A 26,049-nucleotide genomic window follows, 5' to 3' on the forward strand; every position below is an offset into this window, starting at 1 on the left:
GAGGCAGGCCCCCGGCAGTATTAGCTGCCGGGGCGCCGGTTTTACCCGTTTGCAGACAAATAGTACTCGGCAGTAATCATTTCTCCTGGATCCATGCCGTGATCCCTAAGCGAAGTCCCGATGAGCAAACAAGATAATATCTACGCAAACCCACTGGGCCAGGTGGCCGGCTTTGAATTTGATCGGCAGGTGGTGCAAGTCTTCCCGGACATGATCAAGCGCTCCGTGCCCGGCTACACCACCATTGTGGCCATGATCGGCACCCTCGCGGAACGCTATGCCCAGGCGGGCAGCCGTTGTTATGACCTGGGCAGCTCACTGTGTGCCGCCACCCTGGCCATGCGCCACCGTATTCCCGCAGCAGACTGCGAAATCATTGCCGTAGATAATTCCGAAGCGATGGTATCCCAGGCGCGCACTGTACTCGAAGCGGATAGCGGTGAAGTACCCGTGCAACTCATTTGCGACAACCTGCAAAACGTAGCGATTGAAAACGCCTCCGTTGTGGTACTGAATTTCACCCTGCAATTTATTCCGGTTGAGGAGCGCGAGGAAATCCTGCGCAAAATCCAGCAGGGACTGCGCCCCGGCGGCATCCTGATTATTTCCGAGAAAGTGGACTTCGCCGATAAAGACCACAATGAACTGATGATTGAGTTACACCACTCTTTCAAGGCCGCCAATGGCTACAGCGCACTGGAAATTGCACAGAAACGTTCCGCTTTAGAAAATGTGCTGATTCCAGAGACCTTAGACACCCACCGCTCTCGCCTTAAGAGCGTCGGCTTCACTAGCGTCGATGTCTGGTTCCAATGTTTTAACTTTGCCTCCCTGATCGCCATCAAAGGCAGCCCCGATAAGTAAGTACCCGTGATTGACTACACCCAACTCTACCAAGGCTTGCAACATATCCCAGAGCTGCGCAGCTGGCTGGCTCAGCTTCCTCAACAGGTAGCCGAAAACCTTAGCCCTCATCGCTGGGGCGACCTGCCCGACTGGCGCGCAGCTGTCGAAGCCCTACCGGATATCGCTCCCTCCAGCATCGAGCTCAGCAATAGCGTGCGTATCGGCAAGGCCAGCGACGCCTCGCCTCAGCAATTGCAGCGACTGGAACAGGAACTGAGAAAACTACACCCCTGGCGCAAAGGCCCCTGGGAAATATTCGGCCTGCCTATCGATACCGAGTGGCGCTCCGATTGGAAGTGGGACCGGGTGCTGCCGCACCTCGCGCCTATGAAAAACAGACTGGTACTGGATGTTGGCTGCGGCAACGGCTACCACTGTTGGCGCGCCTATGGCGCTGGGGCCCGGCGGGTGATCGGCATAGATCCCTCGGCAAAATTCGTCGCGCAGTTTTACGCCCTGAAAAAATATCTCGGCGACGAACAGCCGGTAGACCTGCTGCCACTCGGCATCGAAGCCCTGCCCGCAAATCTGCGCGCTTTCGATACCACCTTTTCAATGGGTGTGCTCTACCACCGCCGCTCGCCGATGGACCACCTGCGCGAGTTGCGCGAGACCCTGCGCCCTGGTGGACAACTGGTGCTGGAGACCTTAGTGATTGATGGCGGGCTCGGGGATTGCCTGGTACCAGAGGGCCGCTACGCTAAAATGCGCAATGTATGGTTCTTTCCCAGCTGCGCCACCCTGGAAAGTTGGCTGCGAAAGTGCGGTTTTCGTAATCCTAGGACAGTAGACTTGAATATCACCAGCCTGGAGGAACAGCGGCGCACCGACTGGATGCACTTTGAATCACTGGCCGACTTTCTCGATCCGCAATCACCGGACAAAACAGTAGAAGGTCACCCCGCGCCCAAACGGGCTGTTTTGGTCGCGGAAGCGCCATAGCTTGTTTCACAGCCACAATCTGGAAACTCATAAATTCCGCAAAAGCCGTAACAAATAGAATTTTGTACGGAATAGCGACTGCCATCTTGATTGTTGCGCCTTGTAGGGCAAAGTGCGCCCCCAAATGGTGCAACTATATCCTTAAGGGAAGGCCGCGACTGTCTGCGGCCCAGCGCAGAGAATTTATATGAGTATTAGCGTATTTGAACTGTTTAAAATTGGCGTAGGCCCCTCTAGCTCCCATACGGTGGGCCCAATGGTCGCCGCCCGCCAATTTGTTCAGGACCTGCGCGACCGCGACCAACTCGCAAGAACCGACCGTATTCAAGTACACCTTTACGGTTCCCTGGCCCTGACCGGAATCGGCCACGGCACCGATATGGCGGTACTGATGGGACTGCTTGGCCAAACCCCCGATACCATCAATGTCGATAGTATCGATGAAAAGATGGCCGCCATTCACAGCGAACAAGCGCTGACACTTAATGGTGACCACAAAATAGAATTTGTTCGCGATCGCGACCTGCTCTTTCATATGGAAGAGTTCCTACCGCAACACTCCAACGGCATGACCTGCCAAGCCTATTGCGGCGAAGAACTGCTATTCGAGCGCAGTTATTTTTCCATCGGCGGCGGCTTTGTTCTCTCAGAAGAAGACTTCGCTCACAAAGAAGAAATTGCCACGCTGCTGCCTTACGATTTCAGTAGTGCCGAACAGCTGATGAAGATCTGCGATCAGCACGACTGGACCATTGCCGAGTTGGCCATGGAAAACGAAAAAGCATTTCGCAGCGAGCAGGAAGTCAAAGACCGCCTGTGGAATATCTGGAAAGTGATGAAAGCCTCCATAGAGCGAGGCTGCCAACAAAAAGGAATTCTGCCCGGCGGCCTGAAAGTACGCCGCCGAGCCGCCGAGCTCTATCAGGAGTTGAGCAAGCAAACAGCAGAAGAGCGCAATCGCGGCCTCGCCATCCTCGACTGGGTGAGTTTGTTCGCGCTTGCAGTGAATGAAGAAAATGCTGCTCGCGGACGTATCGTTACCGCTCCCACCAACGGGGCCGCCGGTGTTATTCCCGCAGTGATCGCCTATTACGTGGAATTTGTGCACGATCCGAAAGTACACGGAGAACTCAAAGAGCAGGTGGTGAAATTTATGCTCACTGCCGGCGCCATCGGCATGCTATTTAAGAAAAATGCCTCTATCTCCGCCGCCGAAGTGGGCTGCCAGGGTGAGATCGGCGTAGCCTGTTCCATGGCCTCCGCAGGCCTGGCCGCCGTGGAAGGCGGCAGTAATCAGCAAATCGAAAACGCTGCCGAGATTGGCATGGAGCACAACCTGGGCCTCACCTGCGATCCCATCGGCGGCCTGGTGCAAGTGCCCTGTATCGAACGCAACACCATGGGCGCGGTAAAAGCCATCAACGGCGCACGCCTGGCCCTACGCGGTGACGGCTCCCATATCGTACCGCTAGATAGCGTGATCGAAACCATGCGCCAGACCGGTATCGATATGCAGAGTAAATACAAAGAGACTTCTCTGGGCGGGCTGGCGGTTAACGCCGTTAACTGCTGATGGGCTTCTTTATGCCGGGGCTGGGTTTGGCCTCGGCAAGCTTGCCCTTTCAAAAATGCACACCCTAAACATGCTCATCTCTTGTCATTAAGGCAGGATCACTATCGAGAACTATTCAATTGGAACCTTAGAACCACGGTATTGTTGGAATGTCTCATGTCCCCTATCAGTTGTTTACTCCGCACTCTCTTAGTAGCTTCATAAACCATGAACATTATTGAGCAAAGGTGTTATTACTCCATAATTCACCTTCCTCAAAGGCAAATTATTGTTTAATAGAATGCTCGCCATCTGAATGAAGTGGAACTTCAGTAAGTGCCCGTTTTATTTCCTCGAGCTTTTCGGGAAGGCTGAACCCCAGATGTTTATTGAGCCTATCCAGTGAACGCTCTAACTCCTGAAATGTTTCAAGTATTTTCTCTACCTGCAGCTTTCCTTTATCTGTCAGAAAGAAAAGCCTCCTTCGCTTATCACTTGAGTCATCTTCATGCTTAATGAGTGAGAGCTTAAGTAACTTCGGAAGTTTCTGCTTAATAAGCTGAGGGGAGGAGTCTGTCTCACGAGCAATTTCATTCAATGACAATCCATCCAATCGATGCAAAGTCACGATGATTGAGCAAGATTTAACCGGAACTTGCACACCATTTCTCGTGAGAATTATCTCGCACTGCTTGGTGATAAGAGTAGAGATAGTCTCCGCAGTCTTGCCAATAAAGTAATTCTCAGGGCTCATAAAAGACAACTCTCATCCATCTTTCAAATTAATTTGGGGCTCATTAGCAGAGTATTGATGCTTGATTCTACCATAACCTTCAAATATATTTATAAACATGTTTATAAATATATTTATGGAGGATAGTAATGCGGACAAAATGGATCATCTTCACTCTTTTCTTACAGTCTTGGGGAGCGCTAGCTCAAACAAACTGCTCTGTTCAGTTACAAGACCTTTCAAAGGATATTGAAGCTCTTAGAGTTGAGGCCGATATACCGGGGATAGCGATAGGAGCAGCGTTAGACGGAGAATTGGTGTATGAAGAAGGTTTTGGCTTTGCTGACAAGTTACACAAAACACCGGTTACTCCCTCCACTATTTTCCAGATTGCCTCAGTAACCAAGCCAATCACAGCTTTGGCGGTAATGGAGATTGCTGATAAGCACTTGCTCGAACTAGAAAGTTCTGTGGCCCTTGGACCAGGCTCTCTCCTAGCGAACCCCCATCACCCCTCAAAGGAAATCACCCTACTCCAATTGCTTACACATACATCCAGCATAAAGGATGGTATGTATTATGAGGTGGATTTCAGAACACCCGGGCAAGATTCAGCAATGAAGCTTTCCGAGCTGCTGGAAGATGTCCTTCTAGAGAGCGGCAAATATTATTCAGCAGATAAGTCTTTCCTGAAATCCCCGCCCGGGGAGCAATGGAGCTACAGCAATATGGGCTACAACTTGTTGGGCAACTGGGCCGAGCAACAATCTGGATTGAATTTAAAAGATTGGACTCAGAAAAACTTCTTTGAGCCACTGGGAATGGATCATACTTTCTGGACTATAGCAGATACGTCTGGGTTAGAAGTCGCAACGCCTTATCAAACCCTTTCTGATGGCCAGCTAGTCGCAATTGCACAAAGTAGTACTCCCGGATATCCGGCAGGAATGTTGCGCTCAACAGTATCAGATTTGACAAAATTCTTTGGTGCGGTTGCTAATTCAGGTGTATTTATGAGGGAGACTATTTCCTCCCAAAAGGTGCTTCAAGAGATGTTTGCTGAGCGCTCCATGAGTGGCATTCCAGACCATCTGGAAAGTCAACTTGTTGCATGGAATAGCTATAACTACAAAAAGCGCTCCTATTTAAGCCATTGGGGTGGCAATATTGGGGTGTACACGGCTGCTTATGTTGCTCCTGAAACAGGGCTTGCACTTGTCATTCTCACCAACAGGAATGCAGAAAGACCTCAGATTAATATGCTTAAAGAGCTATCTAAAAAAATCTATGATGTAGTTGAAAGATGTAATACTAAGACTGCAGTGGAACGTTAAAATCACATTGAATAGATAAGACTTGAGCCTTTAATTATTTTAAACTCACTAAAGCGGTGCAATTATAAGCATCAGAAATTGCGAGGGTAGGCAAGCCTACCCCCGTATAAAGATGAATAGCTGGATTAGTTCACACTTTTAGAGTGGTAAACAATCGCTTGCCACACGTTTTGCTGACCGCCGATATAATTCTCAAAGGTAGGATTCTTGATATAGTTCCAGGCCACTTTGCCGTTACCTAGATACATCGGCTCATCCAATCCACCCCATCCATAATCGGTGAGTTTTACTGGCCCTTCAAGTACATTGAGGTCTGCGTCAATCTCCATCACATAGTAGGCTTTAGGTACCAACATACGCATAGCCTCGCCTTTCTTGTTGTAACTGCGATTGTAGGGAAGGTTATCGGAAATACACTGGAACTGTGCATAACCAAACAAGTAGCGGCCATTCTTCAAGTCGACGAGCTGGGGGTCACTAATTTGGCAGTCGGAATCTTCCGCCAACCAATTGATGCCAACTCCCTCAATATTACCTTCCCAATCAACCTTAGCAATACCTACACGAGTTAAGGATGATTCATCCAGGGCGCCGCCAGAATAGAGCCCTTGCCTTGGCATCAGTGAATAGTTACCCTCATCATATTCGATCTCTTCGAGATACGAGAAGAAGCAATTCTTATTGGCCTTAGCAGCACATTGATCATCAAAGGGGCCATCTCCACTGGTATCAATACCGAGTGTATCCTGTAAGAACCTATCCATATCCTCATCTTCGATGTACTTCGGCGAAACAACCACTGAGAGATTGGTATTAGCATCTACCGGAACGACTGTGTGCCCTCCCCCATTCGAAATCATTGCACTTGTTGTAGGAACGACGTGATTATAGGTGCCTTCCAAGATGGATGAGCCATCATCTTCCATTTTGATCGCAATTGCATTCAAGCCAGGTGAAGGGTGGTATTTATTTCCATCACTGGTGCAAAGCGCCCCAAACATTTCATTTCCAGGGTTATAGAAAGCCCGGATATTAAGTACGTGCCCATGCCCACATAACCAATCCCAGCCTCTACGATCATCTCCCGTCATTGTTAAGGACCAATCATCCCGATCAATCACGGTTAATCCCGCTGAATAATGAGAACCACTTGAGAGTACACGTGCAGTGACTGAAAAAGCATAATTTGTACGCCCTTTGCTGTCATTCTCAACATATATAAGCTCTTGGGTGCCTAAGTGGGTGCCGCCATGCATTTTGTTAACGACGTAAGCATCCGGTTTTTCAGATAAGGGTTTGTCATCCCACTCCATTAACCAAATCTGATCATTGTACTTTTTCTCATTATCAGTACCGGCAACACTAGCGAGGTTATCCTCGTTAATCTTCATTTTGCTAGTGCCATGCTCTTCCACTATGTCTTTCTTAATATCATAGCGCTCACTGGCTTTATATTCGGTGTTGCATAAAACAGCGACTCTAGAGCAATCTGCACTTGCAGTAATACCATGGGTTTCATAGCACTGTTTAAGGATTGTGGTATTACCCGTTTGATCGAAGCTTGAGGTTTCAGGGTTATACTGCAGCTCGTAAACAGAACCGTATGTTGGATCAGAAGCTTTTAACCCTTCTGATAATGTAGTGGATACGAACATCCGCGGCTTATCAGTATCCGTAGCGCAAGTTGCCGTATAGCTACGAATAGGGATGTCGATATTTTCTTCATCTTGCTCACTATCTGTTCGGCCAATATAGTGTGCAAGCTGGTAAACTTCTTGGGCGTTTACCATTGCATCAGGCAGGGTGATATCTGTAGCAGTTATAGTGGCAAACCCCAGATCGGAAGTAGAAACGTCTCCAACCGTTACCGTTGAGGGATCATTATCGGGAAGGGGCGTATCGCTCCCAGTATCGCCGGAACCACTATCACCTCCTTGGTTATCGCCACCCTGATCACCACCATTATTACTGCCACCATCACCCACAGCTGGTGTCTCAGGTTCAGAGTCTGAAGAACCGCCCCCTCCGCCGCTACACGCAGCCAAAGCTGCAGTTAATGCCAGCACCAATAGTTTCTTGCTAAATAACTTGTCCATAATCGCCTGAAATCTTATTTTTTGATTTGTGTGTTAGGTAAGGATTAAGAATTAAGTTCCAATGAGTCACGAAATGAAAATACGAAAAGAATTTTATTTTTTCGTGAATAATTTTCTGTGTCGCATTTAAAAAAATGAAGAAACTAAAGCCTGCCTATATCGGTGCCTTTCTGACGATATTTGTCACCTATATACAAATTGCGTTAGAAGCGTGCTCTACATTCATAAAGCTCTATTAAAAATGGGTGATATTATTCAGTATGAGCACTCCCGAATTGCTTATTGATGACAGCCGATCACCTGCTTCCGCAAAAAAACTGGAGGCTTTAGCAGCAAATAAATGAACGTCTAGCCGGCGCTCGCTCCTAAACGTTCACTCATCAGCTTAACCTTACAGCTTAAGTCACCTAAGCGAGACTTGCCCAGGATAAGAAGCACTATCGCTTTTCAAAGCAATTTTTCTCTTCTTAAAAGAAAGCAACAAAGGGATCAGGATTAGAGTAATCGGTGTAGCAAATAGCTCCCCGAACACTAGGGATATAGCCGCTGGCTTTAAATATTGGGCTTGCTCGCTGGTTTCGGCTAATAAGGGTAGCAACCCACAGATAGTAGTCACCGTAGTTAAGAAAATTGCCCTTACGCGACTTTTCCCAGCTTGAAGTAGCGCTGTTTTTACTGGCACACCCTGCGTGTAGAGTTGATTAAATCGGCTCATTAATACTAGGGAATCGTTAATCACTACCCCAGTCATTGCCATCATTCCAAATAAGGATAATAAGCTTACTGGGAAGCCCAGTAGGCCATGTCCAATAATTGCCCCCGCAAAGCCCATTGGAATCACCGACATAATAATCACTGGCTGCCAATAGGATTTTAATGGTATCGCCAACAAAACGTAGATAAGTAAAAGCGTCAGCAACATGGACTTTTTAAATCCAGCCTGTACTTCTACTATTTCGGAAAATTCACCAACGGCTTTAATTTGGACACCCGGATAAAGGCGCTCCAGTTCTGGCACCAGCTCTTCTTTTAACCGCTCCCAGTTTTTTTCCGGTGAACTGACAGAGCGATTCTGACGCCAGTAGATGCTGACCACTTCATCGCGATCTCGCCGATAAATGACCTCCGGTTCCCGCTCATACTTCAGCTGCGCTATTTCACCTAAGCTTACGTAGCTGTTGTTGCCCAGGTTAATAGGAGTGGCTTTTAACTGCTCGATTGTTTTAGTCTGCATTTGAGGTAAGCGAGCCAATACCAATGTCTCTTCCCCGTTATCCAACAGCCTGTGTATCTCAATCTGGCCGAATGCACCTCCAATCACAGAAGCCAGATGACTTTGATCAATGCCCAGACTGGCTCCCCGCTCATTGACCATAATTTTCAGCTGTCTTTTGGCTAGTTGGCTATCATCGTAGACATCGTTCACGCCGGGTAACTCTACCAGTGAAGCCTTGAGGCGGTCGGCCACTTGTTTCGCCTGATCCCGATTGCTGGCAGAAACCGCAATGGCAGTATCGCCCGCCGGCTCTTCGGTAAGGCTAAACTTCACTGCATAGCTCCCCTCCAAAATACCTGTTTGCAGCCGTAGCTCCTGCAAAAAGCGGTTGCCCTCTACTCTAGCCAAGGCGTCATGTGTTAATTCCGCTGTCAACTCTATGGTCTTAGCATCTTCCTTTGACACGATATACTTGCTAACAGGAGGCTCCGGAAGTCCATACTCCTGCTGCAATCTATTTGCGGTTCGCTTGATGGCCTGTTCAAGTTGATCGGTATTACGTTCCGCTAAAGTATTTGCAACTCCATGCTGCATAGTGACTTTAACCGTAGCATAGCGTCCTGGAATTTCGGGAAAGAATACTGAAGCGATATGTCCCTTGAACATAGCGCCATAGGCCAGCAGCAAAAAGATGGCAAATAGACTGATACTTGTTTTCCGGTTTGCCAGGCTCAATGACAAAAGCGGAATATATATCTTATCTGAAAATTGATTTAATGAACGGTTACATTTCTCTCTGGCGATCTCAATCCATCGCTTCATTGCATATTTGGTGTGAGTACGTGTATTTGGGTAGCTTAAATGCGCGGGCAATATAAATTTGCTTTCAATTAGCGAAAATATCAATGCAAATATCACTACAGCAGAGAATCCTGATAAAACTTTTGCCAACTCATTTTCAATCCATAGCATCGGTGAGAAGGCCGCGATTGTAGTCAATACGCCAAAAACTGTGGGCACGGCTACGGCTTCAACCCCTTTCCAGGCAGCCTCTTTCGTGTCAGTTGTATTTTGTCTCGCCTGATGAATACTTTCACCGACCACAACGGCATCATCTACCAATATCCCCAGTACCAAAATCATACCGAATATAGTGATATCGTTGATGCTGTAATCCAGGGAAGGAAAACCCATCAATGTAATCGCACCAGCCAGGGATAAGGGAATACCTAAGGCAACCCAAAAGGCCAGCCGCGTATCTAAAAAAAGCACCAATAGCAATAATACGATGAATAACCCCTGCAAGGCGTTGGTACTTAGCAAGTCTAATTGCTCGGAAATATAGGGGAACATATCCGCCATTACATCCAACTGCAGGTTCTTGGGTAGTGTCGTCTCTAAGGATTCTAATACTGATTTTGTGGCTTCATGGATATGAAACAGGTTATCCTTTTGGCTGGTGGATACCATTAGTGCGATTGCTGGTTGCCCCTGATATCGAACAATACTGTCGGTTTGCTCATAATCTCGCTTAACAGTAGCGATATCACTGAGTCTCACTCGTGCCGTCGATTTAGTGATAATGGGAATATTCCTAAGTTCCGCCAAGTTGTCAGCCAGGGAACTGCCCTGCAGCACAATATTGCCATTGGCAGTTCTTAATTCACCACTGCGATACTCCACTGACCACTGGCGAATACGTTCCGTTAGGTTTTCAAGAGATAAACCATAGCGTTGAAGCTTCCTGGGGTCTGGCTCTATAGCCAGTAGTTGCTTTCTTTTCCCCAGGTTTGTCACTTTGGAAATGGCAGGATGCTTCTTAAGCGCTCGCTCTACTCGTAAGGATACCTGCTGAAGCGAATCATTATTGTCACCACCGTAGACCATGACAAACGCCGCAAGATTCGTATATTCACTGCGATAAATACGCGGCCGCTCCGCCAATACGGGAAAGCCTTCGATACTTTCAACTTGATTGCGAATATCTTCAATCAAACGGTCCAGCTTCACATTAGTATTTTTTTTCACTACTAATAAAGCGTAACCTTTGCTTGATTGGCTGGTTATGCGCTTTATTCCCGCAACACCACTAATAGCTTCCTCAATACGCTGTGTAATACTCTCATCGACCTGGCGGGCAGTACCGCCGGGGTAGACAACGGAGATTTCGACTTCCGTAGGAGGAATTTGTGGAAAGCTTTCCACCCGCAGATTTTGAAAGGTCAGCAAGCCTGCAACCAGAATGAACGCCATGAGAAGGTTAGCGGCAACCGGGTTATCCAGGAACCAGCGTGAGAGTTTTTTCATATCCAGGCCTTAGTGGATAGTCATTGCAACCGCTTGACCTTCTAAGAAGTTGGTCAAAGGGAAGCGAACAAGCTGACGATTCTGATGGGGTCGATTCTTGTAACGAAATAGAACCGAATCCGGCCGCATATCCAGTAGCTCTATCTCTTCCAAAAGTAGGGATTGTTCAGAAACGCTCCATACTTTCCCATCTTCTGTAAGAACCGATGCTGGTGCACTGACAACATAGCCCTGTGTGTTGCCTGCAAACACTACATCAACCTGCTGATCAGCAAGCAAGGGGGTCTCGCGCTGAAAGGGGTTAGCCACTTGCAACATAAGGCTGCGCTGACGGGTGTCCGCATCCATAATTGGGCTTAGGTAACGGACCGAGGCCTGCCACTGTTGTCCATCAGGCGCCTCTATTGTGATTTTGTAGGGGCCTTGCTGAAGTCCGTTTAAGCGCTGCCAAGTCTGCTCGGAAAGCTCAACTTTGACATCCAGGTAGTCACTGGCTGCTACTCGAAAGAGTACATCCCCCTCATTTATCCATTGGCCAGGATGGATTAAATCAGCAATAACCACCGAGTCAAAAGGTGCTTTAATTTGTGTATCAGCCAGCCTCTGCAGGGAGGATGCGAGAGCTCCCCTCGCCGCTTCTCGATTTGCCTCTGCGGCTTTGACATGCGGCTCTAGTCGGCCAAATGATGACTTCGCTTTATCCCCGCGTTTTGCCACGTATTGACGCATGAGTATTTCGGCCAAGTTGAGCTCAGCCTCTGACACTCTGGCTTGAGCAGCACGGATTTCAGCCTGGTAAAAAGTATCCTGTAGCGACGCCAGTATTTCTCCCTTCCTAATGAGACTGCCCGGCATTGCCTGGTTAGCAATATGGGTGACACGCCCGCTCACTGATGCGATAACCTCAGTCGCCCAGCGGGGTTGTGTTATGCCTGTTGTTTTGACTTCAAGCTGAGCATCCGCCGGTACTGCCTCCACGACAGTAACAGTAAGGCCAGACTCTTTGGGCTTTTCCACCATGGCTGCAGGCTGCTGCTCAGCCATAAGCCACAGCCCTACCAAGACCAGCAAGCTGGTGGCAACAATACCTGCAGCCCGCCGCTTTAACCAGATTCCCGCCATTTTCATCATGCCTAGGCAACTTACATTTTATGGAACATACTTGAACCATAACTAATAGCAGATTATGATACAAGCATGTTCCATAAAGTTCAGGTAATAACTCCATGGCAGATCACCTAGATGCGCGTATTCAGAAGTCACAAACTGCGATCATGAAGGCGGGTATGGAACTCCTGAACAAAAATAGGGAGGCATCCTTTAGCGATATTGCCCGGGCGGCCGGAGTTGGGCGCACTACCCTTTACCGTCTTTATGACACGAGAGAAAAGCTGATTAAGGCGGTTGCGATTCACTGCCTGGAGGCATTTGATAAAGCCACCGAACACTTGGAAAGCGAGGCTGAATCGGCTCTGCAAGCCTTCCACCTGATGTTCAAGGCGATTTTTCCGCTGTCGGCCGAAATGGAGTTTTTAATGAAGTTGGGAGACTTTGATGAAGATGACCCAGAGCTCACCGCTATCTATGAGAAACAAGAGAGTGAAATCGCAACATTGGTGGAATACGCAAAATCTGAAGGCAGCCTGTCCAAGAAACTTCCTACTTCCTGGGTGGTAAACCTGGTAGAGGGGCTGCTTTATACATCTTGGCTAACAAAAAATGTAGAATCCATAGATCACGATACGCTGGCCGATTTAGCGTTTCACACATTTTGCAATGGCGTTGCTCGTTAACCATTGAGAGTGTTGTTAAATGACTCAGCCAGTTACCACTGTTTCAAAATCAACAGATGATGATTATACGAAAGGCAAGCACAAACATTCTTTACTTTCGATTTTTACCCGGTTTAAGTGGCGAGTATCCTTGACCCTATCGCTGGTCGTTATTGAAACACTCCTCGAACTACTTTTTCCACTTGCCATCGGCTGGGCTATCAATAGTCTATTAGAACAGTCCTACAATGGCATCTATCTTTTGGCAACCTTAGGTAGCATTTCTATTCTTATAGGAAGCGCCCGAAGATTTTACGATACCAGAGTCTACGCACATATTTATCAAGTAGTTACTTCGGAAATGGTAGCCCGTGAAAAAGCAAAGAAACAGTCTGTATCGACTATTACTGCGCGCTCCGGTTTGTTAACTGAAATTGTCGAATTTTTTGAAAACAGCCTGCCAGAGGTCATTAGCGTTTCTATTGGCACAGTGGGTTTACTCATTATTATTAGCGCCATCAACCTCAACGTCTTTCTGGCTTGCCTGGCAATTCTCGCTTTGATTATCCTGATCTATTGCGTAATCGGAAATACCAATTACCAGCTGAATGAATCTTATAATAATGAGCTGGAATATCAGGTTGATGCCCTTAAACAACCTAATGTTGAGCATGCAAAAGCACACTTCCGGCGCCTTATGCGGTGGAATATTGAATTGAGCGACCTGGAAACAGGCACCTACTTTATATTGTGGGCTGGCATAGTCGCTTTGTTTGTTTACGCTCCCATAGCGGCAATCGATGGGGGCCTAGTGAACTATGGATTGATCGTTGCCCTGTTAATGTACGTCTTCGACTTTATTGGGAAGGTATCTGCGTTACCACTCTATGTTCAGCAGGTTATTCGTTTGAAGGAAATTTCAAATCGGATTGGCTCATAAGGAAAAGGGGATAGTTTGGAGTATGATTCAACTATCATTGGAATAAGTATCACTCTTTATTAATAGCCCCCTCTTTCTCCTCATGATCGGCTCCACGAAAGTGCATGCAAAAACAAAATATGGCTTGGACTTCAGCTCTCCAATCTATAGATATCCAGGTTTAAATTTCATCGAATAGAATTTCCCTTTGGGCACAAGCTCTTTTTCAGATATATCGGTGAAACTTGCCTTAGGCAACCGCCGGGATTAACAGAGGCTGTGGGCTTGGCCTGTATAAAGGTGCGAAAGCACTGGGGTGCGGCTTTTGAGATTGTCGAGGCTTTCTTTCTGCCATTTTCTGCTAAGCCTGGATCAATCTACAGCAGTTATTTTTGAGCGATTTTTTATTTCTCACGCAGCAACCCAGGCTTCAGCAACACCTGCTCTCTCGCCGTTCCGCTTCCTATCTGTAACAAACAAGAGATGGCCAATAGAACCAGGAGAACGATCTTTTTCTCACTGAGGTCAATTAGTGGAGGTTTATTTTTATTTTTGAGTTGCTTTCTTTAGCCGCTGCAAAGATAAAGGTTTTTCAGCTGCTGGATGGGGCTAGCAAGCTGTGGGCGGCAACTGGGAATTCTGCTCATCCACTTAATGGAAAAATATAATTTGGTGTAAATATTTTACTCTGACCCTAATTATTTTAGCTCCAATTCTCCATTCCTTAACAACCAAGGCAGCTAGTGAACATATCTGATCGCTACTACTTCTCTAAAACATACCGGCAAGAATAGAACAAAAAAAGACATACCACATACATAATAACATTGTAAACAGTCTATCCATAGTTGTTACCAATCCAGGAGAAAACATCCAACTGAATGCAGCTAATGAAGCCAACCAATAGATCAATTTTTCTCCCAAACCCAAGTCATCATATGAAATTCTAAGTTTCCTATCTGCCTTCCGAACAAAGCTATCAAGCACCCTAACAATTACCATAAATACAACTAGCAGAAGAAGCCAGAGCCATCTCTCCACAGGATTAGATATATCCTGGGACATAAAATAAAGCACGGGCTGGAGAAGTAACCAAATTAATGGGGAAAGTACAATTGAGGCTGAAAGCAAAAGCGCTCCCCAAAACAATGAGGTAAATGTGAAATCGATACGATCTCCATACCAAACACTTTCGGGTAACTGTTTTTCTCGAATGAAGGCTAAAGCCACACGTCTAACCGCATCACCAAATTTCACTGACACTCCCCAAATCACAACCAGGCATATCTACTACCCCCTCCAAGAAAACTCGCATAATTATCATATTTGGTTTTTGAAAAAATGAAGCCAAATAAAATATTGACATAAAAATAACATCCTTAAAGCCCCTCAGAAAGAGCAAAGGCTCTGCATTCTAATCATTTTCTAATAGTGCCAATCACTTGATATGAAAATATCAATGACATATCGATATCTAGCGCCAAGTACCAAATAGATTGTTTCTTATACGAACTACCTGAAAATCCTATACCCTTACCCCATTACCCCAGTGCCGACATCTTGAAGACACAATATTTTTCAGCTAGGCACCCCAGCCAATGGATACAATATAATGTGCTAAAAGCTATCAGTAGACACCATATATAGTGATCCAGATCAAGCGCTCCTCTCTTGCACTTCTATAACCTTCCCGCACAATCTGTGAAGGAAGGCCCATGACCAGTACCTCTACCCCAGAAATTGACAGTGACGCATCTCCCACTCAAAACCTAAGCAGTTTTCTGGTGCGAAAGCGAGATGGTCGCGCTGTGGCTTTTGATCCTCAACGTATTACTTCGGCACTTGTGCGGGCCGGGCAGGCTACTGGTGAATTTGGTGAAGATGAAGTTGATTGGCTAACCCAGGGCATCCTGAAGGTGATTAATCATCGCTTTAATGCTGTGACACCAGTCGATATTGAGGAAATCCAAAATATTGCCGAGCAAATATTAATCAATTGCGATTATATAGATACTGCTCGGGCCTACATCGCCTATCGGGAGCGACATGCGCGCATACGCAATGATCGACAAACTCTGGTAGATGTTGGGGCTTCCATTGAAGAATATCTGGAGCAGGCGGACTGGCGTGTCGCTGCTAATGCCAACCAGGGCTACTCTCTCGGCGGCCTGATTTTAAATAGTGCCGGTAAAATGATTGCCAATTACTGGCTAAATCATGTCTATTCCCCGGAGATTGGTGCAGCCCACCGGGATGGTGATTTACACATCCATGACTTGGATATGTTGGCCGGCTATTGCGCCGGTTGGTCACTGCGTACCTTACTGCACGAAGGGCTGAATGGAGTTCCCGGCAAAGTGGAGTCGGCACCGCCCGCCCACTTGACCAGTGCAGTTGGGCAGATCGTTAACTTTCTTGGCACATTGCAAAACGAATGGGCTGGAGCCCAGGCATTTAGCTCCTTCGATACTTATCTCGCACCCTTTGTACGCAAGGATCAGCTGGATTACGCCAGCGTACGCAAGTGCATGCAGGAGCTGATTTTTAACCTGAATGTGCCATCCCGCTGGGGCACCCAGACTCCCTTTACCAACCTCACTTTCGATTGGGTTTGCCCTCAAGACCTGCAAGACCAGCTGCCGGTGATTGCCGGCAAAGAAATGCCATTCACTTATGGTGACTTGCAGGTGGAAATGGACCTGATTAACCGCGCCTATATTGAGGTGATGAGTAAAGGGGACGCGCGCGGCAGGGTCTTCACTTTCCCAATTCCAACTTACAATATCAGTGAGGACTTTCCCTGGGAGAGCGAGAATGCGGAGCGGCTATTTACTATGACTGCCCGCTATGGACTGCCCTACTTCCAAAACTTTATTAACTCAGACCTCAGTCCAAACATGGTGCGCTCCATGTGCTGCCGCCTACAACTGGACCTTCGAGAGCTGCTTAAACGTGGCAATGGATTATTTGGCTCCGCGGAACAGACCGGCTCTCTCGGTGTAGTAACGATCAACTGTGCACGTCTGGGCTATTTGTATAAGGGGGACTGGGACCTCCTGCTCGCCCAGTTAGATAAATTACTGCTACTTGCACGGGATTCCCTGGAAGTGAAACGCAAAGTGATTCAGCGGCATATGGACGCCGGCCTGTTTCCCTACACGCGTCGATATCTTGGCACTCTGCGTAACCACTTCTCTACCATTGGCGTTAACGGCATTAATGAAATGCTGCGAAACTTTAGTGAAGACCGTGAAAGTATCGTCACAGATACCGGTAAAAAACTTGCCGAGCAGTTGCTCGATCATATTCGTTTGCGAATGACAGAGTTCCAGGAACAAACTGGCCACCTGTATAATCTCGAAGCCACACCGGCTGAGGGAACTACTTACCGTTTTGCCCGCGAAGACCAAAAGCGCTATGAAGATATTATTCAGGCTGGCAGCACGGAAGCACCTTACTATACCAACTCATCCCAGCTACCAGTCGGCTTTACCGATGACCCTTTCGAAGCGTTGGCCCGGCAGGAATCCTTACAATCCCGTTATACGGGCGGCACTGTGCTGCACCTATACCTGGGTGAACAACTGCCAGATGCCGATAGCTGCCGCCGCTTATTACAGCGCGCCCTGAAAAATTATCGGCTGCCCTATATCACAGTAACTCCCAGCTTTTCTATATGCCCAGTACACGGCTACCTGAGCGGCGAACACGAATTCTGTCCCCGCTGCGATGAGGCTCTGCTCGCTCGTGAGCAATCTTGCTGCAGCGATTAAAACCAACCACCAAAGAGAGACATCATGAATAAACCAACCTCACCACTCAAAAATGAAGACCGCACCCGCTGTGAAGTCTGGAGCCGGGTGATGGGCTATCACCGCCCAGTTTCCTTCTGGAATCCAGGCAAACAATCGGAACACAGGGAGCGCCGCTTTTTTGTTGCTGGTAGTGACAAATAACCATGGCTGAAAAGCTGCGCATTGGCGGTTTTACACCATTTACCGCTATCGACTTCCCTGGTGAATTGGCCGCAGTGGTCTTTTGCCAGGGATGCCCATGGCGTTGCCGCTATTGCCATAATGGTGATCTGTTGCCGGCCCGCGCGCCCAGTGCTTACGACTGGGACCAGATATTGGAGTTTCTCGCCAGCCGGCAAGGACTGCTGGATGCGGTGGTATTTTCTGGCGGAGAGCCAACTGCCCAGGGGGCACTGGAAGCCGCCATTGCCCAAGCCCGAAGCCTGGGGTTTAGGATAGGTTTACATACTGCCGGGATCTACCCTCGGAAACTGAGTCGCTTGATCCCCAGTTTGGACTGGGTTGGGCTGGATATAAAAGCGTTACCGGAAAATTACCCTGCCATTACCGGGGTAGATGGTAGCGGTACAGCACCCTGGCAATGTGTAGAACTACTCGTCGAGGCTGGAACATCTCTGCAAGTACGCCTTACCAGACATCCTCTCCTCACCAGTGATGAGGAGCTAGCTCAAATTCAGGAAAAGCTTCGCAAATGCGGTGTTCATCATTTAGAGGTGCAGCGTTGTAATACCGAGCAAGCGATCGACCAAACTCTGAGGTTTATTTCATAGAGCTAAAAAATTTGGGGGACGAAATAGAATCGGTGGTCGGCCATGGACATCTTCTTTTTATGACTCTTCTGGTGGCGGGCTCAAAGGCCAGTAAAGAGGCCAAGCTTGGCCTCTACCCGATAGGACACCAGCGCCAGCAGTTCAATCTTGCATTTGAGCAATACCTTGCTTTCTTAGGGCGAGCGCTTTGGGCTGTGTTGAATGAGAGTGAGTAAGTTGGCTTTTGAGTTTAGTCGCAAGCTCTTCGGCCAATGACTGACTTTGCAATAAAGCCTGGTTTACCGAATTTCGATGCCGTTGATCCGCAAACTCCTGGAATTCCGCATTGATTTCATATACTTGATCGACCCCCAGGTAATGGCTCAGTGTCCTGATATGAGGACCCAAGTGATTCATGTTCTCGCGTATTCCTCCCTCTGCAAAGCCAAATTCTCCAGCAGAAGTAATTAGCACCAGCATCTTTCCCGACATAATGGGCTCAAGCGGATAGTCTCCACGGGCCAAGTCAAAGGTGAAGGTCTTATTAATACGTATCACCTGATCGAACCAAGCTTTTAAAGCCGCCGGCATACCGTAGTTGTACATTGGGGAAGACATTACTATGACATCCGCCTGGTCAAGCTCATTAATCAAAGTATCCGATAATGCAACTAGGGATTTTTGCTCTTCACTACGCTGATCTTCTGGAGTGAATACAGAGGCAATCCAATCCTGGGTAATGAATCCTGGCGGGGTCTGGCCAACATCCCTATAGATGAGTTTATCTCTTGGTCTTAGCCCAAGCCAACGCTTCACAAAACTTGCGGCAACGGCCTTGGAGATAGAGGAGTGTTTTGGTATGTCCCTATACTCCTCCGGCACCTGAATAGCCCCAAAAATCTGGGCGCTGGCTTCAATATGAAGAAGGGTTTTCATCTACTAGACCTCGAAAAATTCATCATTTGGTCCAGCGATAGTGCAGCCTACAAGCATTCTTGACAAATGAGATATTTTTCCTTATAGATGAATTAATTTCATCTATAAGGAAGAGTAGTCCATGTATCCAAACCTACCCTCCCTCAATTCCTTAAAGGTTTTTGATGCGGCTGCGAGGCTCGGTAGCTTTAAGAAAGCTGCAGAGGAACTCTTTATTACCCCTACAGCAGTATCCCATCAGATAAAAAGCCTGGAAGAAACGCTAGACAGTCAGCTGTTTGAGCGTAAAACCCGCGCAATACAATTAACAGAAGAAGGAAGGCTACTCGCAGAAACAACTTCACGAGCCTTTCAGCAACTTGCCGCAGCAATAGGTGAAATCGCTAACTCAAATCGTGTGATTGCTGTCAGTACAACTTCATCTTTTGCGGCTCTGTGGCTGGTTCCCCACCTGGAGCGCTTTTATCAGAAGCATCCTGGTATCGAGATATCCATTTCGACCGGTGAACAGATAGATGATATTGAGCGCGACCGACACATTGATGTAGCTATTCGCTACGGTGAATTTGATCCAAAAGCCAAAAATAGTACAAGGCTTATTACTGAATCAGTGGGTATGTATGCTACGCGGAACTACTTAGCAAACATAACCGACCTCGAGCAGGCGCAGCTATTAGAAACCAAATGGATCAACCAATCTTTAACCCCATTCAGTTGGAAATCCTTACTTGGCGACTTCAATAAAAACCTTACCATTCGTCAATATGATCAGGAGTATCATGTCATACAAGCCGCATTGGCTAGCCAGGGGATTGCTTTAGTCAGTTCCCTACTAATTCAGAATGCCTTACAGAACAGATGGTTGTTGCCGTATAAAAGCACAGCTATAAAGCAAAAGGCTGAAGGGCTTTCATATTACGCAGTAATCCCAGGCCGTAATATAAATAACAAGCAGGTTAGTGTGTTTCTTGATTGGCTACTCGAAGAAATAGAATAAACTATATATACAATTTATACGATATCGCCCTTACGAGCAAAACTCGAAAGGGCGATAAACAAGCCATCACTAAAAAGCAATAAGACTTAAAAATTAAAGGCAAATAATATTTTCTGCCTGAGGGCCCTTGGCACCCTGGGTCACTGTAAATTCTACAGCTTGCCCTTCCTGCAATGTTTTAAAGCCACTGCTGGCAATATTGCTGAAGTGTGCAAAAACATCGGGGCCGGATTTTTGTGCAATAAAACCAAAACCCTTGGCTTCATCAAACCACTTAACAGTACCAGTCGTTGTGTTAGACATAATAAATATCCTGAGAAAATAAATTGATCATAGTTGACCTGTTGGTCGAGCGGGCAAAAACTGAGAATTTAAAAGAGACAGAACGAAGGATTATGACTAAAACTACGAGTTGAACTAAAATAAAAACTGGGCGTTTATACCAGCTATCAGGATAGTAGCACCTAAAGCTAACTCTTGTCTATAAAAATAGAAATTAAGGGAAGGAATGAAGCAGATAACTCAATAGCTGTATTATAAATGGCCTACTTTAAAGATTTTCCTCCTAAGCTATAGTTCACTCAGCGTCCTAGAGTGCTCCCACTAGGGAGTTGTACCTTAGGGAGTGGTACCTAGCTCCATACGAAAGCGCCTTCTTAACTGTTTGAGAAAGGTCGTCGGGGCCAGCCTGTACAAGTAGGCTCCAATCAGGCTTATATCTTTTGGAAACCAACGCTCCCTGCCCTTTTCCAGTGACGTCAAAATCTGATTGGCCATCCACTCAGGGCTACGCACCGCTCCCACGGTGCTCCTTTGGTGCCTGGCCTGCCCACCATCTCCAGCTAGAGCGTTTTGCTCAATCGCTGTAGCCAGGAAACTTGGGTAAACCATTAATACACTAACTCCATCGTTCCGCACTTCCTCACGGAACACCTCAAAATACTGGTGCAATGCACTCTTGGCTGCACAATAGCCCGCGCGCCCCAATACCGGCATCCATCCAGCCATTGAACTGATATTTACCACACAGCCAGAGGCCGCTTTTAGCCCCGCAAACAAGCCTTGAGTAAGCTCTACCGGTGCATGGTAATTCACCACCATCACCTTGCGAATAACCGTGCTGGACGTTTGTGAAGAGAGACTTCGATGCGTAATGCCGGCATTGTTTACCAACAGATCAACTCTCGAGTACTCATTCCGTAAGGATTCAACCAGCTCCTCTACGGCCAAATAATTTGATAGATCAACGGTATATATTCTGACCCGAACATCGAGAGCCCTAAGCTGGGCCTCTCTTTGGCGAAGTTTTTCGGTTGAAATATCGACCAGAACAAATTCAGCTCTATATTTTTTTGCAAGGCACAGGGTAATTGCCCAACCCAAGCCTTCGGCAGCCCCTGTAATCACAAAAGTCTTCTGTAAATTTTCCGGCTGATTTTTGTCCATTTCAACTGTCCTCCACAAGCAAGGGCGATTTACTGGAGAGCGCTACAATGCCGAGAGATTTTTCTGCAAACAGGCGGAAGACTTCTCTGGAAGTCTTCTCCGGAATAAAGCCCAACTCTTCTTTCAAGCGGCGGTTATTCAATACCGGTCTGTATTGCAAAAAGGCTACATGGTCTGGGTGGGTATCTGTTAAGTAGAGGCTGTAACCCAGCCAGAGAACCGCTTTTATCAGCCAGACTGGTGGCCTTACCAGTGGCTTAGACAGAGTCTGAGCTATTTCCCTGGGGCTAAGACTGCCATCACCGGTTAGATTGAATATGCCACTAGCCCCAGTACTCACACCAAACGTAAGTGCGCGGATCACATCCTGGTCCCAGATAAAAACAAAGGGGGAATTGTGCCCACCGGGATCCAGAAGTACTTTTCGGCTAAAAAGTGCGCTGATTTTGTTATTGGTCTTTGCACCCAACACAGAAGACACGCGAAAAACCAGCTGTTTGAGATACGGATACCGCTCACGGTATTCAGCCAGCAACTCCTCTACTTTACGCTTGTTATTGGAGTAGCCAAATTCAGGGTTCCCCCTCAAAGGGTGATGCTCTTCGAGTTTGGGCGGATTATCCGGATAATAACCATAGGCGGCGCCGCTACTTGTCACAGTGATATGTTCAACCCCAGCGTAGAGACAGGCCTCTAATACATTCCTTGTGCCTTCCACATCTATACGGTATTCAGCAGCATGATCACGGCCCGCTGCCATCACCGACGCTAGATGAATCACATGGGTTATAGATTCCGCCTGAATAAACTGGCCAAGGTCTTTATCACAAATATCCCGCGCCAGAACGGGAAAACTTGCGGTTCTAGTTCGAATATCCACCCCGATCACAGGGAAAGTCTTCCTCAATTGCTCCCCGAGCTGATGACCGATATATCCCGCCGCCCCAGTAATCAAAACCCGTTTGTTCATTCTGAGGCTCCTGTCAGGAAGTCGCTTCTGATCTAATTGTATGAAAAACCTCCTCTCGTGGTAGCAGGCCTCTTTGTAAATCTGCCTTATGCGTTCTGAGTGCCTTTAAATAGGCGTCTTTGTGTACGTAATACGCCATGCGCTCAAGGTCCAGATAATGCATACCGCCGTTTACACGATTTGCTGATCTCTGCTGGATGATTTTCCTAAATCTACTAGCAGACGGCGCACCAGAAATTAATTGGCGAATATAAAGGGCAACAAGCTCTGCTTGCTTGTTACGCCCTTCCCAGCCCAATCCAGCCGCCTCCACCATACCCATCATAAATAGGTTATCGGATTCAGGATGAAATACATTCAGATACAGGCTCGGTGCATAACCACTCCAGTTCAGTTCACTGCTATCGATAAACGGATAGTGCAACTTGTAACCGGTGGCCTGTACGATCAGGTCATATTCTCCACATCCACCCTCTGAGAACTTCACCTTATTCCCATGCACCGATTTGATATCAGACCTGGGGTTGATATCGCCATGGCCAATATGATGCAGCAGTAAGGAGTTGACTACCGGGTGGGATTCAAAGAGTCGGTAATTGGGCTCTGGCAAACCATATTGAGATGGGCTGCCTAAAGAGAATTTGACCAGCGCTTTTGTAAGGTGCCGCTTAACAAAGAGCGGTAACCGAAGCTTGCCGCCCAGCTGATCGATAGGCTTACCGGCTATGTACTTCGGCAGAAAGTAATAGCCTCGGCGCAGGCTGATATCAACGCTTTTCGCTTTATGGACTGCGTCTACAGCAATATCCGCTCCACTGTTGCCACAACCAATCAACAGGACTCTTTTTCCAGCAAAGATTTCAGAGGACTGGTATTGTGCAGAATGTAACAACTCCCCGCTAAATTGGCCAGGAAGTGCAGGCTGATTGGGGTGATGCAAAGTGCCGCTGGCAATGAGTAATCCGCTAAACTCCCGAGCTCTTTCCTGCCACTTCCTACGAGTGGTAATCAGCCAGTTTTCTCCACTGCGCTCGCATCTCAAAACTTCTGTGTCGAACTCGTAATGGCCGTAAAGGCCAAATTCTCTCGCATAGGAGCAAAAATAATCCCGCATCTCCCGATGGTTTGGGTAGTCAGCAACACCCTCCCCCATCGGAAACTCAGCGAATTCAGTCATTTTCTTGGAGGAAATAAGGTGGGCCGACTCATACATGGTGCTGGTGGGGTTATCAATATCCCATAAGCCACCCACATCACCGTGCAACTCAAAGCCGATACAGGGAATACCATGCTTGAGTAAATTTCGAACAGTGCAAAGCCCCATAGGGCCGGCACCAATTACGGCGTAAGGTTTCACGGTAGTTGCCCCTCCCTGATGACTTGCTTAAGAGACGTGTCAGAAGGAATATATCGTGACAAACACCCTAAGGATCGTCATTATCGGGCAGGTACTGGTTATTTTGGGACATTCATAATGGATTTGACCGACACCAGAAGCGTTAATCTGAGCTATACCAAAGCTTTACTAGAGGCTTTAGCCAGCATGGATCTCCCTATACCGGGGGAAACCAATAAAATCCTGTCCCAAATACACCAAAAGGAACGCATCTCTATTCATCTGCAGGAGCAGCTGTGGGAGTCGGTAATCAATAGCTACCCCGACACTCTACTGGGCATTAAGCTCGGGCTTGCCATGCAGGCCAACCAAATCGGCTTAGTTGGTTACCTGCTGATGACGCAAAAAGATTTGGGGGAGGCGATAGAGCAATTGATTAGTTACCACCCCTTGCTGGGCGAAGGTGGGCACTTTGAACTGCGACGCGATGCATTCTCGGTAAACCTCTGCTATCACCCCAACTTCCTGAAGTTTGCACAAGTCCGGGTGGAAACGGTGCTCGCTGCCTGTATTGCGCAAACCCGAATTTTAACCGGTGGGAAATTTCAGCCCCTTAAACTACTGCTCGCCTACCCTGCGCCTAGCCTTTCCCTGCAGCAACACTATCAGGCACTGTTACAAATACCCGTTGAGTTCAATGCAGGGGTTTCGGCAATCCAATTTCCCACTAAAGATCTGTCGCTGCCATTAATCGCCGCAGATAAAGAAGTGGAGGCCTGCTTAAAGCCAAAGGCAGAAGCCCTCCTACAGGCGCTTACAAAGAAATCCCTGCACCGGAAAGTAACCCTATTGCTGCAGCAAGCTCCAAACTTAACACGTGAGCAAGTCGCACAGCGCCTTTGCCTTAGCCCAAGGCACCTAGCGCGAAAATTACAAGAAGAACAACTTAACTTCCGTGTACTACAGGATGAGGTACGCAGCTATTATGCGAAGCAGTGGTTAAGAGAGGGCGAAAAAACCAACCTAGAAATTGCCGTAGCACTTGGGTACACGGATGAGAGTGCGTTTGGTAAAGCTTTTAAGCGTTGGGATGGAGTAACGCCTAGCGTTTATAGAGAAAACCACATTATAAATTCTTAATAAACTTGATCAGGTCATTAGAATTTATTGACTTACCTAGCTTATAGGCAGCCGGTAAAAGAGCTAGTCTTTACCACTGCCTTTGCATCTATCATTACCGCAAACCTTAAACGTCTTCGGACACTCTAATAGAGACAGCATTCATATCACTGCCATCACAGCCTTTCACCCTAAGGGTCACCTTCGAGTTAGTATGATAAGCGGAGAGTGCTATAGAGAGAATATGATCAAACATTGGGTTAGTTAAACTGACCTTTAATCTTGCAGAAGCACAGTCTTCCACTATGACATTTTCATTAGACTCGATATAGAGTTCCGCCAAGCCCCAGCCTATCCCAACACTTTTAATGGTAATTGGAGGCGTAGTTGTATCCGCCATAGCGACTTGAGAAATAAAAAACAACAAAAAAACGCAAATAAATTTTTTCACAAAAACTTCCGATACTTTCATTCAACTCAATAACAAACTCTAACCATGCAAGATTCTATTTGGCTTACACCCATAAAGCTTAAAGTTTTAAGGTTTAGTCAGTAATTTTGATCGCCACTGCATTCATATCGGTTCCATCACAGCCTTTCACCCTAAGGGTTACTTTCGACTTAGTATGGTAAGCGGAGAGTGCTATGGAGAGGATATGGTTAAACATTGGATTGGTTGAACTTACCTTCAACCTTACATTTGAACAATCTTCCACAATGACATTTTCATTGGACTCAATAAAAAGGTCACTTGATCCCCAGCCGGTACCAATAGCTTTAATAGTAATTAACGGAGTGGAAGTATCCGCCAAAGAAGCCTGAGCAATAAAAGACAACAAAAAGACACAAATAATTTTTTTCATGAAAAATTCCGCAAACCATACTTACAGCACTTAACAGGTAA

General features: G+C 47.1%; 22 protein-coding genes and 1 pseudogene. 11 read left to right on the plus strand and 12 right to left on the minus strand.

What is annotated here, in order from left to right:
• The first annotated feature begins 120 nt into the window (after positions 1-120).
• The 3 genes from cmoA (at position 121) to ACJJIT_RS10410 (ending at position 3,421) form a co-directional block, all read left to right on the plus strand.
• Positions 121-864, plus strand: a complete 744-nt coding sequence (cmoA, locus tag ACJJIT_RS10400) for a carboxy-S-adenosyl-L-methionine synthase CmoA (protein ID WP_252085733.1) — start codon at positions 121-123, stop codon at positions 862-864.
• 6 nt (positions 865-870) lie between these two features.
• A complete protein-coding gene (gene cmoB, locus ACJJIT_RS10405; protein ID WP_444898315.1) occupies positions 871-1,848 on the plus strand; it encodes a tRNA 5-methoxyuridine(34)/uridine 5-oxyacetic acid(34) synthase CmoB in 978 nt (325 codons plus the stop codon).
• A 187-nt stretch (positions 1,849-2,035) separates the two neighbouring features.
• Positions 2,036-3,421 carry an L-serine ammonia-lyase gene (locus tag ACJJIT_RS10410; RefSeq protein WP_444886050.1) on the plus strand — a complete coding sequence of 462 codons (1,386 nt, stop codon included), beginning with the start codon at positions 2,036-2,038 and terminating at the stop codon, positions 3,419-3,421.
• Between the two features lie 265 nt (positions 3,422-3,686).
• On the opposite strand, the gene ACJJIT_RS10415 is transcribed toward ACJJIT_RS10410, so the two are convergent.
• Positions 3,687-4,154: a hypothetical protein gene (locus tag ACJJIT_RS10415; protein WP_444885117.1), complete on the minus strand. Its 468-nt coding sequence runs from the start codon at positions 4,152-4,154 to the stop codon at positions 3,687-3,689.
• A gap of 128 nt (positions 4,155-4,282) precedes the next feature.
• Here ACJJIT_RS10415 and ACJJIT_RS10420 point away from each other — a divergent pair, with 128 nt between their 5' ends.
• On the plus strand, positions 4,283-5,467 hold the full coding sequence (locus ACJJIT_RS10420) for a serine hydrolase domain-containing protein (RefSeq protein WP_444898316.1): 1,185 nt from the start codon (positions 4,283-4,285) through the stop codon (positions 5,465-5,467).
• Between the two features lie 125 nt (positions 5,468-5,592).
• Here ACJJIT_RS10420 and ACJJIT_RS10425 read toward each other — a convergent pair whose 3' ends face one another.
• The 3 genes from ACJJIT_RS10425 to ACJJIT_RS10435 form a co-directional block, all read right to left on the minus strand.
• Positions 5,593-7,563, minus strand: coding sequence for a hypothetical protein (locus ACJJIT_RS10425; protein WP_444898317.1), 1,971 nt, complete (start codon positions 7,561-7,563; stop codon positions 5,593-5,595).
• A 403-nt stretch (positions 7,564-7,966) separates the two neighbouring features.
• Positions 7,967-11,086 (minus strand): efflux RND transporter permease subunit, encoded by a 3,120-nt coding sequence (locus ACJJIT_RS10430; protein ID WP_444898318.1) that lies wholly within the window; start codon positions 11,084-11,086, stop codon positions 7,967-7,969.
• 9 nt (positions 11,087-11,095) lie between these two features.
• Positions 11,096-12,208, minus strand: a complete 1,113-nt coding sequence (locus ACJJIT_RS10435; protein WP_444898319.1) for an efflux RND transporter periplasmic adaptor subunit — start codon at positions 12,206-12,208, stop codon at positions 11,096-11,098.
• A 104-nt stretch (positions 12,209-12,312) separates the two neighbouring features.
• Here ACJJIT_RS10435 and ACJJIT_RS10440 point away from each other — a divergent pair, with 104 nt between their 5' ends.
• Together ACJJIT_RS10440 and ACJJIT_RS10445 are read left to right on the plus strand one after the other, a co-directional pair.
• Positions 12,313-12,879, plus strand: a complete 567-nt coding sequence (locus tag ACJJIT_RS10440; protein ID WP_444898320.1) for a TetR/AcrR family transcriptional regulator — start codon at positions 12,313-12,315, stop codon at positions 12,877-12,879.
• A 19-nt stretch (positions 12,880-12,898) separates the two neighbouring features.
• Positions 12,899-13,798, plus strand: a complete 900-nt coding sequence (locus tag ACJJIT_RS10445) for an ABC transporter six-transmembrane domain-containing protein (protein WP_444898321.1) — start codon at positions 12,899-12,901, stop codon at positions 13,796-13,798.
• Positions 13,799-14,548: 750 nt separating this feature from the next.
• Here ACJJIT_RS10445 and ACJJIT_RS10450 read toward each other — a convergent pair.
• Complete coding sequence (locus tag ACJJIT_RS10450; RefSeq protein WP_444886043.1) at positions 14,549-15,034, minus strand: hypothetical protein; 486 nt, start codon at positions 15,032-15,034, stop codon at positions 14,549-14,551.
• 458 nt (positions 15,035-15,492) lie between these two features.
• On the opposite strand from ACJJIT_RS10450, the pseudogene ACJJIT_RS10455 reads away from it, so the two are divergent.
• The 3 genes and pseudogenes from ACJJIT_RS10455 to ACJJIT_RS10465 all read left to right on the plus strand — a co-directional run bounded on the left by ACJJIT_RS10455 (position 15,493) and on the right by ACJJIT_RS10465 (position 18,577).
• Positions 15,493-17,733: pseudogene (locus ACJJIT_RS10455) on the plus strand (ribonucleoside triphosphate reductase).
• A gap of 2 nt (positions 17,734-17,735) precedes the next feature.
• The gene (locus ACJJIT_RS10460) at positions 17,736-18,362 is read left to right on the plus strand and encodes an anaerobic ribonucleoside-triphosphate reductase activating protein (protein WP_252085718.1); all 627 of its coding nucleotides are present in this window, start codon (positions 17,736-17,738) and stop codon (positions 18,360-18,362) included.
• Positions 18,363-18,421: 59 nt separating this feature from the next.
• Positions 18,422-18,577, plus strand: coding sequence for an LPD1 domain-containing protein (locus ACJJIT_RS10465; protein ID WP_353505487.1), 156 nt, complete (start codon positions 18,422-18,424; stop codon positions 18,575-18,577).
• On the opposite strand, the gene ACJJIT_RS10470 is transcribed toward ACJJIT_RS10465, so the two are convergent.
• Positions 18,504-19,277: an FMN-dependent NADH-azoreductase gene (locus tag ACJJIT_RS10470; RefSeq protein ID WP_252085717.1), complete on the minus strand. Its 774-nt coding sequence runs from the start codon at positions 19,275-19,277 to the stop codon at positions 18,504-18,506. The genes ACJJIT_RS10465 and ACJJIT_RS10470 overlap by 74 nt on opposite strands.
• A gap of 121 nt (positions 19,278-19,398) precedes the next feature.
• On the opposite strand from ACJJIT_RS10470, the gene ACJJIT_RS10475 reads away from it, so the two are divergent.
• The gene (locus tag ACJJIT_RS10475; protein ID WP_252085716.1) at positions 19,399-20,274 is read left to right on the plus strand and encodes a LysR family transcriptional regulator; all 876 of its coding nucleotides are present in this window, start codon (positions 19,399-19,401) and stop codon (positions 20,272-20,274) included.
• Positions 20,275-20,367: 93 nt separating this feature from the next.
• On the opposite strand, the gene ACJJIT_RS10480 is transcribed toward ACJJIT_RS10475, so the two are convergent.
• The 4 genes from ACJJIT_RS10480 to ACJJIT_RS10495 form a co-directional block, all read right to left on the minus strand.
• A complete protein-coding gene (locus ACJJIT_RS10480; RefSeq protein ID WP_020412807.1) occupies positions 20,368-20,577 on the minus strand; it encodes a cold-shock protein in 210 nt (69 codons plus the stop codon).
• A 315-nt stretch (positions 20,578-20,892) separates the two neighbouring features.
• Positions 20,893-21,720: an SDR family NAD(P)-dependent oxidoreductase gene (locus ACJJIT_RS10485; RefSeq protein ID WP_252085715.1), complete on the minus strand. Its 828-nt coding sequence runs from the start codon at positions 21,718-21,720 to the stop codon at positions 20,893-20,895.
• 1 nt (position 21,721) lies between these two features.
• On the minus strand, positions 21,722-22,690 hold the full coding sequence (locus ACJJIT_RS10490; RefSeq protein ID WP_252085714.1) for an SDR family oxidoreductase: 969 nt from the start codon (positions 22,688-22,690) through the stop codon (positions 21,722-21,724).
• A gap of 13 nt (positions 22,691-22,703) precedes the next feature.
• On the minus strand, positions 22,704-24,047 hold the full coding sequence (locus tag ACJJIT_RS10495; protein WP_444898322.1) for a flavin-containing monooxygenase: 1,344 nt from the start codon (positions 24,045-24,047) through the stop codon (positions 22,704-22,706).
• Between the two features lie 117 nt (positions 24,048-24,164).
• Here ACJJIT_RS10495 and ACJJIT_RS10500 point away from each other — a divergent pair, with 117 nt between their 5' ends.
• Positions 24,165-25,166, plus strand: a complete 1,002-nt coding sequence (locus ACJJIT_RS10500) for an AraC family transcriptional regulator ligand-binding domain-containing protein (protein ID WP_444898323.1) — start codon at positions 24,165-24,167, stop codon at positions 25,164-25,166.
• A 106-nt stretch (positions 25,167-25,272) separates the two neighbouring features.
• Here the strand turns inward: ACJJIT_RS10500 and ACJJIT_RS10505 are convergent, their stop codons facing one another.
• Together ACJJIT_RS10505 and ACJJIT_RS10510 are read right to left on the minus strand one after the other, a co-directional pair.
• On the minus strand, positions 25,273-25,596 hold the full coding sequence (locus tag ACJJIT_RS10505) for a hypothetical protein (protein WP_444898324.1): 324 nt from the start codon (positions 25,594-25,596) through the stop codon (positions 25,273-25,275).
• 94 nt (positions 25,597-25,690) lie between these two features.
• Positions 25,691-26,008 carry a hypothetical protein gene (locus ACJJIT_RS10510; RefSeq protein ID WP_444890469.1) on the minus strand — a complete coding sequence of 106 codons (318 nt, stop codon included), beginning with the start codon at positions 26,006-26,008 and terminating at the stop codon, positions 25,691-25,693.
• Positions 26,009-26,049 lie beyond the last annotated feature (41 nt).

The sequence above is a fragment of the Microbulbifer mixtoriginis (SeqCode) genome (genome assembly GCF_052467515.1).